Below are 11966 nucleotides of genomic sequence, written 5' to 3'. Positions count from 1 at the left end.
CAGACCCGCCTCTGTCATTCCGGCATGGAGCCACTGCGACAAGGGTCCGGCCTCCAGACCAATCCGTTCCATCGCCACGCCGTGCTCGCCAAACCAGGCGATCAGCGCATCGGGTTCACTGTGGACCTTTGCTTCACGCACAATGCGGCCATCCGCATCCACCACGCACACACTTGAGTATTCCAATGATACGTCGATGCCGGCATACTGCTTCATGGTCGTCTCTCCGTGATGCTATGGAGCAGGTCTCTCCTGACTCCGCGACACCATCATTGTGAGGGACGACCACCAGCCATTCAAACCTGGCTGGCCGGGCTCCGCCCGTTACACCATCTAACCTATTGTTTTTACGCAATTCCGGACGGAAAACCGCTGCGCACTTTTCCTGGAATTGCTTTAGGCTGCTATCTGTCGGCGCTTGCCGCCGAGCAGGCGCAGGGCGTTCATGGTGACCAGCACGGTTGCCCCGGTATCGGCAAGGATCGCAGGCCAGAGGCCGGTGATGCCGATGATCGTGGTAACTAGGAAGACACCCTTGAGGCCGAGCGCGATGGTGATGTTCTGACCGATATTGCTCATTGTCCGCTTCGAGAGGTCGATCATTTCGATGACGTCGCCGACACGGCCGTGCAGCACGGCGGCGTCAGCAGTTTCGAGCGCAACGTCCGTTCCGCCGCCCATGGCGATCCCGACGTCGGCAGCGGCCAGTGCCGGCGCATCGTTGATACCGTCGCCGACCTTGGCGACGCGAAGGCCCTGGCGCTTCAGCTCGCCGACGATGCGCTGCTTGTCTTCGGGCAGCAGTTCCGCGTGAACCTCGATGCTGAGGGTCTTGCCAATGGCTTGTGCGGTACGCTTGTTGTCCCCGGTCAGCATGATCGTCTTGATGCCGGCATCCGTGAGCGCCTTCAGGCCCGCCGCGGTATCGGCGCGCGGTTCGTCACGCATTGCCAGCAGCCCGGCAACGCTTCCCTTGGCGAGAAGAACGGAGACGGTCTTTCCCTCGTCGTTGAGCGCGGCGATCCGTGCAGACTGTTCCGGCGCAAGCGAAACCTTGTCCGCTACGGCCTGCGGCGAGCCGAGGAAAACCTCAAGACCATCGACCGTACCGCTGACGCCCTTGCCGCCGATCGCCTTCGCGTCGAGGATCGATGGGACTTCGATGCCGTCTGCCGACGCGCGATCGAGGATCGCCCGGGCGAGCGGATGACTGGAGCCTGTTTCAAGCGCTGCTGCTAGGCGCAGCACTTCGGTGTCACCCATGCCGAGGCCGACGAGATCGGTGACCTTCGGCTTGCCTTCCGTCAGCGTGCCCGTCTTGTCGAAGGCGACAGCTGTCACCTTCCCGATGTTCTCCAGCACGGCTCCACCCTTGAGGAGCAGGCCGCGTCTGGCGCCCGAAGACAGCGAGGCTGCGATTGCCGCCGGCGTCGAGATCACCAGGGCGCAGGGGCAGCCGATCAGCAGGATCGCCAGACCCTTATAGACCCATTCGCCCCAGGCGCCGCCCAGAAGCAAGGGAGGAAGGATGGCGACGAGCGCGCCAACAACCACGACGCCAGGCGTGTAGTAACGCGAGAAGCGGTCGATGAAGCGTTCGGTCGGCGCTTTCGATTCCTGTGCCTCCTCCACCAGCTTGACGACGCGCGCGATGGTATTGTCGGCGGCGGCGGCCGTGACGCGGACGCGTAGCACCGCATCGCCGTTGACGGTGCCTGCAAAGACGACAGAGTCGGCCCCCTTGCGAACGGGTGTGCTCTCACCGGTGACGGGTGCTTCATCGATCGCGCTTTCGCCGGACACGATCACGCCATCGGCAGAGATTCGATCACCGGGACGCACCAGAATGATGGCGCCGACCGGCAGGCTTTCCGCCTGCACTTCGCTGATCTTGCCGTTTTGCTCAACAAGGGCGGTCTTGGGAAGCAGGTCGGTCAGCGATTGAATGCTGGCCCGCGCCTTGCTCGCTGCGACACCTTCCAGCAGTTCGCCGATCAGGAACAGAAAGACGACGGCTGCGGCCTCCTCGCTGGCGCCGATGATAACCGCACCGACTGCCGCTATCGTCATCAGCATTTCGATGGAGAACGGCGTTCCGGCTATCGCGGCCATGAATGCGCGCCGGGCAATCGGAACGAGGCCGACCAGCATGGCGGCGGTGAAGATCCAGGCATCCAGCTCGGGGACCATCTTGCCGATGGCCCAGGCCGCTGCAACGGCCACGCCACTGGCGATGGTCAGCCGGCCCTTGGCCGATTTCCACCATGGTCCGGTGGTCGGCCCGTGGTCATGACCGTGGAGGCCGGCGACGGCTTCGTCCTGCGCCTTGTGGCTATGCCCTGCATGATCGTGTCGATGACCGCCGGGTCCATGATCATGGTTGTGCCCGTGACTATGGTCGTGCCCTTCGTGGTCATGGTCATGCGACGAATGGTCGTGATGACTATGATGGTCATGGCCGCAGCCGCAGGCGTGGCTTTCGTCTTCCACCTTCGCCACTGGTGCGCTGCTTTGCGGAAGCGGAATGACCTTATAGCCCAATCCTGTAACGCGCTTGGCGATGGCTGGGGCGAGGGTGGCGTCGCCCTGGTGCTTGACCGTCATCGTGCCTGCGGTGACCGAGACGGAGACGTCTTCGACCCCCTGCAGGCGGCGAACGGCTGTGTCGATTTTCGAGGCGCAGGAAGCGCAGTCCATGCCCTCCACGCGATAGCGGCTCTGTTGTGTTGTCGAAGTCATATTCAGGTTCCGATTTCGATGTCGGAACCATTGCTACATCCTCTAGCCACTAGAGGGACAAGAGCAATTTTGCAGATTTTTGCAGGACACGTTCGCGAATGGCGGCAGTCCGCTGAAACCCTATGCTACCCTGGCATTCCGGCTTCGCTATTGCAGCTGTCTCATGGCGGCGCGACCCACGGTCACGGTGTTTCGTCCGACCCGTTTCGCCTCGTAAAGCGCGGCGTCGGCGGTCTTCAGGAGATCCTCGAGCGACGCTTGCGAGGGCTTGCCGCATGTTACGCCAAGGCTGGCCGTGACATGACCGTCGAGCCCGCGATGGCGAATTCCGAGGGCTTCGATGGAGCGCCGCGTTCTCTCGGCGATGGCGAAAGCTACCTCGCAATTGGTATCGGGCAGCAAGACTAGGATTTCCTCACCGCCAAAGCGGAAGGATGTCCCATTGGCTCCGATCTCCCGGGAGATGCACTGGCAAACGGCGCGAATGCATTCGTCGCCCTCGACATGCCCATGGACATCGTTGAACAGTTTGAATCTGTCGATATCGAGCATGATGACGGCAACCGACGCAACTTCGCCATTCGCACGCCAGATCGACGAGCGCACGCGGTCGAGGGAGTGGCGATTGAAGAGGCCAGTAAGCTCGTCCCGTTCCGACTTTTGCTCCAGCTGGGTGTGCAGCAGGGTGCCACGAAGCTGATTGAGGAAGTTCAGTCGGTCCTTATGCTCGGTAAAGTAGGCGCTCAGGACCAGAAAGATCGTGAGCGTGACATAGAAGGTGATGATGCCGGTATAGACGATATCGTCGAAGGCGCCGCTGAGCTTCGTGGTCGTGAACTGCACGGCGCACATCAGGACGAGACCGATGAGAATCGTTGCGAAGCGAGGGCTGAGCGCGATGACGAAGAACAGAAAGGCCGCGACATTGCCGTTCTGGTAGACGAACAGATATGGGCTGCCGCTGTGCATGGCGACCGACATGGGCAGGGAGACACCTAGCACAGCCACGCAGATTGCGAGAAGATCGTAATTCAGCGCACTCCGCCAACGTCTGAGAGCTATGACGCTGAATAGCGCAAAAGGCGTGAAAATTCCGAATCGTACGAGCACGAGCTGAGAAAAGACATCCGCCATCATCGTCCGGTCGCCAAAATAGACGAGATCGTAGATCAGCGTGCCGACCACCGCCCATATCGGCGCCAGTCTCACCCGGTTTGCCGCATAGTCCTGCAGGAAGAGCTTCTCGATCGCCGGCTTGAAACGAAGGAACCGAAATCCGTTGCGGATTTGACGGTCAACTTCTTCCAATGTCACGGCATCCACCAACGCTACTCCGAACTGATCAGACAGATTTGTGCTTGATAAAGCAAAAGTCTGATCACTATCTAAAGAACAGAGCCGTCGGCGCCGTCGCATGCGCGCCGGATCGGAAAAACGCAGTGGAGGCACGCGCCTTGGACCGCCTGGCGCCCGCGGCGGAGGCAGCCCTTGATAGGGCGCGTGTCATTATCGATTACGGCTTCAGGAGAACCTTGCCCGCCTTGCCGGGGGCCAGCGAGGATTTCACCGCCTGGGCGATCTCCGTCATGTCATAGGCAGCTTCCACCGGCAGCTTGACGTCGCCGGAGGCAACGCGCGTGATGAGTTCGCCGATCAGTCGCCGCCGCTCCTCGGTGGGCATGGCGGCGCTGATCTTGCTGCCCCAGAAGCCCTTGATGGTGAGCTGCTTGAAAATGACCGAGCCCGACGCGATCTGCATCGGCTTGCCAGCGGCGGTGCCGAAGGAAACCAGCAGGCCGTTCTCGCCCAGGAGGTCGGCGAGATCGTTGCTTGCAACGCCGCCGACGGAATCGACGGCGGCCCGGATGGGGGCATTGCCGACCAAGGCACGCACTTTGGTCTTCCAATCCGGGGATGCCGTCGAGACGGCGTTTTCGATGCCAAATACGGCCAGTTCCTCGACGCCGGCGTCGCGCCGTACGAGATTAATCGCATGCACGCCGCGGCTATGCGCGAGCATGGCGAGCGTCTTGCCGACGGCTCCGTTCGCAGCGTTCTGGATGATCCAGTCGCCCTTCTCGACATTGAGGAATTCAAGGAGAGCAATGGCACTGAACGGCATGGCGATGAGCTGTGCTGCGGCCTCATCGGTGATCGCATCGGGCACGGGAACGAGGCTTGCAGCGGGTGCGATGAACTGTTCGGCCCAGGTGCCGTGAACGCCGGCTGCAACGACACGTTTGCCGATGAGCGCGCTATCGACGCCGGCGCCGGCGGCATCGACGATCCCAACCGCCTCGCTGCCGCCGATCGCAGGCAGGATCGGCTTGTAGCCATAGGCGCCTCGGACGGTCCAGAGGTCGTGATTGTGGATGGGCGACAAGATGGTGCGAATTCGCACTTGTCCGGCGACCGGTTGTGGCAAAGGCATCTCGGCAAGACGAAGAACTGCAGCCGGGTCGCCGAAGACTTCGTGAATGGCGCTACGCATTATGGTTTCCTTGCATGTTTGATGTGCTGGTCCCGGCTGGGCTCAAAGGCTGCCGGGGGCGGAAAGGGCCTGCTCGGTGGCAAGCATGGCTTGATCGAGCGGTGTTTTGTCTTTTCCAAGTTTGGCGAGGATCGCCGCGCCGAGCCAAAGGCTGTAGAGCGAGCGGGCCATCTTTTCCGGGACGCAGGAAGGCGCAATCGAGCCGTCTTCGCGACCCTCTGTCAGGGTGGTGGCAATTCGCCGAAGGAGATCGTCGACACCGCCGAGCAGGATCACGCGCATGCTCTCGGAAAGATCGGAGATTTCGGCGGCAAGCTTCACGACGAGGCAACGCTCTGCGAGGCTGCCGGCATTACCGTCGGCAAGCCATGCGTTCCAATAATGCATCAACCGCTGACGGCCGGTTCCTTTCCAGCCGAAAAGGGTATCGAGGCGTTGTGCGTAGTCGGCGCAATATTCCTTGAGCAGGGCGCAGCCAAACGCCTCCTTGGAGGCAAAATAATAGTAGAAAGATCCTTTCGGAACGGCACTTTGATCGAGCAGTTCCTTGAGCCCAACGCCGCCGAAACCCTTGCGCAGCACGAGCTCTCGCCCGATCTCGAGGATGTGGTTGCGTGTCAGATCGGATTTCTTTCTGGTCGCCATGGCCGTCCGATAACAAATAATGGACCGGTCGTCTACAATGCGGGAGTGGTTTGTCGCTATATCAGCGAAAGGGCCGCCAGCGAGAGGATCAGCGCCGGGAGCATGACGACGGCGCCGAGTTTCAGGAAGGCCCAAGCGCCCATATGCAGACCTTCGCGACGCAGGGCCGCAAGCCACAGGATGGTGGCGAGCGAACCGGTGACGGAGAGGTTGGGGCCAAGATCGACGCCGATCAGCACGGCTCCGGCAATGGCATCGGGAACATGGGCTGCTTGCACTGCGCTGCCGGCGAAGAGACCGGCGGGCAGGTTGTTGACGAGGTTGGAGACGATGGCGACCGAAAGGCCGGCCGCTCCGACCGCCTGCATTTGCGATTGGGCCGCAAGCGATGCGAGCCTGTCGGAGAGGAGCGAGGTCAAGCCGGTATGATTGACCGCTTCGACGATGACGAAAAGTCCGGCAACCAGCGGCAATACGCTCCAGCTTATGCCGCGCATGGTCTCGATCGGGCTCTGCCGCGTAAGAGCAAGGACGATAATGGTCGTCATGACGCCGGCGGCGAAGGTTGGGATGCCGAGATCCAGATGCATGGCGGACGCCCCGATGAGGATAAGCGCCGTCACCAAAAGTCCCCATCCGGCGAGCTTGGCGCTATGTGAGAGGGCGGGCTCTTCGACATTGCGCGCGATCGTATCTTCCGCCAATGCATGTCTTTGCGTCCAGTAGAGGCAGGCGAAGGTCACGACGATAGAAACGATCGAAGGCAGCAGGAACGTTGCCATCCAACGCGACAGAGGCGGCATTTCCCCGCCGGCGAAGATCACCAGATTGGCCGGGTTCGAGATCGGCAGCACGAAGCTGGCGGCATTGGCGATGAAGGCACAGACCAGCAGATAGGGCATAGGGTCTTTGACCCTGGCTGCCCGGCAGGCCGCATAGACGGCCGGGGTGAGAACGACGGCCGTGGCGTCGTTCGACAGAAACACGGTCACCACCACGCCGACGATATAGACGAGCAGAAACAGCCGGCGAGGCGATCCTTTGGCGTGGGAGGTGGCGATCGCCGCCACCCAATCGAACAGCCCCTCCCGCCGGGCAAGCTCCGACAGAAGCATCATGCCGATGAGAAACAGATAGACATCGAAGCCCTTGGATATGCCTGCCCAGACGTCGGCGGGGCCGATCAGCCGGAAGGCAAGGAGAAGGGCTGCGCCGAAAACGGCCCAGACCGCTTCGGGCCACCGGAACGGGCGCGCGACGACGCCCAGGGCAGTCAGCCCGGCGATACCCCAGGTAATGGCGGATTCGGTCATTCGGCTCGTCTTGGACGCTGGACGGAGGCGGACATATAGCATTCTCGAATTGCAAAGCAAGCAGTCAGACGGCGCCCGGCATGCTGCGATCCTTGCTACTTCTTGTCCGCCACGACCGATCTTTCGGCCCGATCGATGAGAACGGAACATTCGGCGTGCCGAATGACATATTCCGTCGTCGAGCCGAAGATCCGATCGAAGATATCTGAAGCGTGTGTTGCCAGCACGATCAAGTCGGCCTTCTTCTCCTTGGCGATGAGCAGGAGGGTTTTCGATGCGGTGCCGTTTCGCACATCGATGGTCGCGTCGATGCCGAGACGCCTGCACAGCGCTTCGAGCTTTTCCTCCGCCTCTCCGATCATGGATACGGCCCGCTCGTCCGGGTTTGCGCGTCCGGACGGAAAGAGTTCGATGACGTGCACGACGCTCAGTTCGCCGCCGGGTGTCAGGAGCGTGTGAGAGGTGCGCAGCAAATGCTCGGCGCGCTCGCGGGATCCGAGTCCGATCGCACAAATAATCCTGTCATACATCCCAATCTCCTTAAACCCGTCAATGCTCGCACAGCCTGCGACGTCCGGTTACGATCTCAGGCTGTATTTGTCCGGGCAAGTATACACAAGTATACGTTTGTCCGGCACTTCGGCAATGCATCTGCCCGTCAAGGCTCGTCGCTCGCGTGACATAAGCCTTCTGCTTTGAACCTCTCTTGATGGGCGTTTGCTGCCATCCAACGTATCTCAATGGCAATTATGGCCGTGGGTGAGCGATTCGGCGATCCCTGACCGGATCGGTGCCGGTCGCTGCAACAAGCCATGCGCAGAGAGTTTAACCAGGCGCGATGCAAAGCACTTGAATGGCCGAAAATGTTGCGACGCAAAAGTATTTTGGTCACCAGAGAAATTGGCGCGTGAACGCCAGGGATGGGCAGAATTGACAATTTCAGCTCGACTACGAGCTTCTGCGTCAATCTGCCATGGTCGTAGGTGACGCCTGCGACATCCTGTGTGCTTTTGCGCAGTGCACAATATGCATAGAACCATGTCGCGAATAGCTTGCGAAGAAATCAACCCTTCGGCGAAGCCGGCCATGCTATTCTTGTCGCTGGCAAGAGGCGAAAAGCCGGTCATATTAGCGCTCCGATGCGGTCGATTGCGGCAAGTGTGTTCCAGGTTCGGCGCGGGATAAATGTCTGCGATGCAGATCATTCAGCCTTCATCCACCGGCGGGCCTTCCTTGATGACGCGAATTCGAAGGGATGGGCCAACGTGAGTGCTTCCTCCGCCAGCGACGAGATGTTGGAGAGACGCGAGGTTTTTGGATCGAGCACGTCGGAGCGCAGAGATGTTCGGCGAGCCGCGTCTCGTCAACCCATTGGGCGAAGGGCGGGTTTGGGTCTTGCGTCGGCTATCCTCTGTCTTTCGTCATTGATGTGGATCGGCCAGGCCGCCATGCTGGCAATCGGTGTGGGTGCAATCAGTAAGGGCGGCGGGGTCGCCGATGTCGCGGTCGCTGCGGCTGTCGTCGCCGGCCTGGGAATCCTGCGCGCAGCACTCGATGCCGTCGGTGGCCGGCTGGCGTTCCGTGCGGCCCGGCGGGAGCTGAGTATGCATCGGTCCGCCGCGACGGCGGCGCTTGCGCAGCGCTCGCCTCTCGATAGCGGCAGGCCCGCCTCCGGCTTGGCCGCCAGTGTCCTCGGAGAACAGGCCGAAGCGGTCGTTCCCTATCTCACTCGCTTCCGTCCCGCCCGGATGAAAGCAAGCGTAGTGCCGCTAGCCGTGCTCCTCTGCATCCTGCCGATTTCCTGGGTCGCGGCGCTGGTTCTCGCTTTCTGTGCCCCGTTGATCCCGATTTTCATGGCGTTGATCGGATGGCGCGCCAAGGCCGCCAGCGAACAGCAACTCGCCGAGACCGGCGGTATCAACGCCTTTCTACTCGACCGGCTGCGCGGCCTTGCCACCATTCGTGCACTTGATGCCGTCGATACGACGGCATTGCGACTGCGGGCGGACGCGGAGTCCTTGCGGGTTCGTACCATGGCGGTACTCAGGATCGCCTTTCTGTCCTCGGCTGTGCTCGAGTTCTTCGCCGCCCTCGGCGTCGCCGCCACTGCCGTCTATGTGGGTTTCAGCCTGCTCGGATCGATCGATATCGGCACCTGGGAAGGCCGATTGACGCTCACTCAGGGCCTTTTCATCCTTCTGCTCGCGCCGGCCTTCTTCGAGCCGCTGCGCGAATTGTCTGTCGTCTGGCATGACCGCGCCGCCGGCGAGGCAGCGCTTGCGGCGTTGAAAGAGCTGGGGACATCGCAGCAAACCATTCTCGGCGGCAGCGATGCGAAGCCACGCCCATTCGTCGGCCCGGCCTTGATCGAGATCGAAGGCCTGGTCTTCCGCCACGGGCCGGAGCGTAAACCCGTGATCGATCATTTCGATCTCTCGGTCGCACCTGGGGAGCATGTGGCGCTATGGGGCGCCAGCGGCTCCGGCAAGACCACCATCTTGTCGCTGATAGCCGGATTGGCGCGGCACGAGGCGGGCGTGGTGCGCATTGGAGGCATGCCGCTGCGGGATGACACAGTAGATAGCCTGCGCCGCCGCATGGCCTGGATCGGCCAGTCGCCGCATGTCTTTGCCGGCAGCGTCATGCGCAATGTTGCGCTAGGGCGCAGCGGCATCGACAGCGATGCGGTCGCAGGCGCGCTTGGCAGCGTTGGTCTCGATCGGGTCTTTACGCCCGAGCGGGTCGCGGCAATCGGGGAGGGCGGGCTTGGTCTTTCCGGCGGCGAAGCGGCGAGGCTGGCGCTGGCGCGCATGATGGTCGATGAACAAGCCGATATCATCCTTGCAGACGAACCGACCGCCCATCTCGATGCGCAGACCGCATCAGCCATAACGGATGCGCTGCTTGCGCTTGCCAAGGGACGTATCCTCATCGTCGCCACGCATGATCCGGTGCTGGCCGGACGTCTGGACCGCATCGTCCGCCTGGATACGCTGGCGCGGAGGGTGGCAGCATGAAGCGCTCGCTCACAACGCTTCTTCCCATCATCAAACTGTTCTGGATGGAGCGTGGGGCAAGCCTCGCTCTCGGCGCCGCTCTTTCGGCTCTGGCGATGCTGGCCGGCGGCGGTTTGCTCGGGCTTTCCGGCTGGTTCATCACAGCCTCGGCCTTTGCCGGCCTGAGCGCCGCGAGCGCCATAATCTTCGATGTCTTTGTTCCTTCGGCAGGCATACGCCTGTTTGCAATCGGGCGCACCGCGGCTCGCTATGGCGAAAGGATCGTCACCCACGATGCGACGCTCAAGGTGCTTGCGGCGCTGCGCGAGCGGCTGTTTCGCGGCTGGGCGGAACCTGCCGCTGCCGCGATGATGATCCGCCGGCCGGCAAAGCTGTTGTTTCGGCTGACGAACGATGTCGATGCGCTCGACTCGCTTTACCTGCGTGTGCTGGTGCCGGCTGTTGTCGCAATTCTTGCCGCCTTTGCCGTTACCATAGCGCTTTGCTTGATCGACCCAATCCTTGGCGGCCTTGCGGGGCTATGGCTCGTTGCTGTCTGTCTTGGTCTTTCGCTGGCTGCGGGGCGCATGGCTCTGATGCCGGGGCGGCGGCGTGCCCATGCGATGGAGGCCCTGCGAGCTAGGAGCATCGATCTCGTCGCCGGCCAGGCGGAACTGGCAATGGTCGGCCAGTTGCAGGCACAGCGCCTGGCCGTAGACGAGGCGGATCGACGCCTGGCAGAGGCAGACGATGCCCTGAACCGGATAGATAGTGGTGTCGCAGCTGGCTTCTCCTTAGCCTCGACATCGCTGTTGACTGCCACCCTGCTGACGGTCGCCTTTCTTGCAAGGCAGGGAACGATCGGTGCGCCTGCAGCCGCCTTCGCCTTGCTCATAGCGTTTGCCGCGACAGAGCCTTTCGCTGCCATGCGACGGGGCGTGCTGGAGCTTGGTCGCACTCTGCTTGCCGCAAAGCGTATCGCACCGCGGCTGAGGCCGGTGGCCGCGACGCAGGCAATCACCAGGCCGGAGGTTGGCTGCGCCCTTCAACTCGAAACTGTTGTCGCAGGCCATGAGGGCGCGGCGCGGCCGGTCCTGCAAGGTCTGTCCCTGTCGCTGGCGGTGGGCGAGCGGCTTGCCGTCGTCGGTCCGAGCGGTGTCGGCAAGTCGACGCTGCTCGCGCTGTTGGCGGGCGAGATCGCTACGAGTAGCGGCTCGGTTGCTTGTCTGCCGTCAGCGAGGCTGACTCAGCGTAGCGAGCTGTTTCAGGACACGGTGCGCGGTAACCTGCAACTGGCAGCGCCCGATGCCGACGATAGCCGACTGCGTGAGGTACTCGCAACTGCGGGGCTACTCGAAGACATCGAAGCCCTGCCGCATGATCTTTCGGCCAGGCTCGGCGAAGGCGGAGCCGGTCTCTCCGGCGGGCAATCGCGCCGGCTGACCCTCGCAAGGCTGTTGTTGCGCGACATTCCGCTCTGGCTGCTCGACGAGCCGACCGAGGGCCTCGATGCGGATACCGCCCGCGCCGTGCTTGAAAGGCTGGCGTCGGCAGCAGGCGGACGCAGCCTTGTCATAGCCACGCATATCCGTCGCGAGGCGGCTTTGGCCGACCGTATCTTGCTTCTGGACGGCGGCCGCGTCGCCGCCGACGCGCTGCGCGGCACATCGGAATTCGAAACACTCCTCCACCGCCTTCGGCCGGACTGAGGAGTAGTCGCATACCCGCGGCGCATCCGATCGCGCCGCATTCCTGTCAGACACACCGTAGGGGGTGGGAGAA

At 62.2% G+C, this 11966-nt stretch carries 9 protein-coding genes and 1 pseudogene; 2 read left to right on the top strand and 8 right to left on the bottom strand.

Annotation, left to right across the window (positions count from 1 at the left end):
* From GA0061102_RS13135 to GA0061102_RS32595, 8 genes and pseudogenes are all read right to left on the bottom strand, one after another.
* A pseudogene (locus tag GA0061102_RS13135) lies at positions 1-216 on the bottom strand (IS110 family transposase); the annotation flags it as partial.
* 180 nt (positions 217-396) lie between these two features.
* Positions 397-2739 carry a heavy metal translocating P-type ATPase gene (locus tag GA0061102_RS13130; RefSeq protein WP_092847893.1) on the bottom strand — a complete coding sequence of 781 codons (2343 nt, stop codon included), beginning with the start codon at positions 2737-2739 and terminating at the stop codon, positions 397-399.
* A gap of 147 nt (positions 2740-2886) precedes the next feature.
* The gene (locus tag GA0061102_RS13125; protein ID WP_245297998.1) at positions 2887-4053 is read right to left on the bottom strand and encodes a GGDEF domain-containing protein; all 1167 of its coding nucleotides are present in this window, start codon (positions 4051-4053) and stop codon (positions 2887-2889) included.
* A 199-nt stretch (positions 4054-4252) separates the two neighbouring features.
* The gene (locus GA0061102_RS13120; protein ID WP_092847882.1) at positions 4253-5230 is read right to left on the bottom strand and encodes a zinc-binding dehydrogenase; all 978 of its coding nucleotides are present in this window, start codon (positions 5228-5230) and stop codon (positions 4253-4255) included.
* A gap of 42 nt (positions 5231-5272) precedes the next feature.
* Entirely contained in the window at positions 5273-5875 is a 603-nt protein-coding gene (locus GA0061102_RS13115; RefSeq protein WP_092847880.1) for a TetR/AcrR family transcriptional regulator, read from the bottom strand.
* Positions 5876-5931: 56 nt separating this feature from the next.
* Positions 5932-7188 (bottom strand): arsenic transporter, encoded by a 1257-nt coding sequence (locus GA0061102_RS13110; RefSeq protein ID WP_092847875.1) that lies wholly within the window; start codon positions 7186-7188, stop codon positions 5932-5934.
* Between the two features lie 95 nt (positions 7189-7283).
* Positions 7284-7718, bottom strand: coding sequence for a universal stress protein (locus tag GA0061102_RS13105; RefSeq protein WP_092847872.1), 435 nt, complete (start codon positions 7716-7718; stop codon positions 7284-7286).
* 207 nt (positions 7719-7925) lie between these two features.
* The gene (locus GA0061102_RS32595; RefSeq protein ID WP_139115056.1) at positions 7926-8315 is read right to left on the bottom strand and encodes a hypothetical protein; all 390 of its coding nucleotides are present in this window, start codon (positions 8313-8315) and stop codon (positions 7926-7928) included.
* Between the two features lie 165 nt (positions 8316-8480).
* On the opposite strand from GA0061102_RS32595, the gene cydD reads away from it, so the two are divergent.
* A complete protein-coding gene (cydD, locus tag GA0061102_RS13100; protein WP_092847959.1) occupies positions 8481-10205 on the top strand; it encodes a thiol reductant ABC exporter subunit CydD in 1725 nt (574 codons plus the stop codon).
* Positions 10202-11893, top strand: coding sequence for a thiol reductant ABC exporter subunit CydC (gene cydC, locus GA0061102_RS13095; RefSeq protein WP_092847865.1), 1692 nt, complete (start codon positions 10202-10204; stop codon positions 11891-11893). Before cydD ends, cydC begins: the two co-directional genes overlap by 4 nt.
* The last annotated feature ends 73 nt before the right edge of the window (positions 11894-11966 follow it).

Origin of the sequence: Martinezella miluonensis (assembly GCF_900094545.1) — a bacterium.
Lineage (GTDB): Bacteria > Pseudomonadota > Alphaproteobacteria > Rhizobiales > Rhizobiaceae > Rhizobium > Rhizobium miluonense.
Note: the sequence above shows the minus strand (reverse complement) of the source record. Positions and strands in the feature narration are given on the sequence as shown.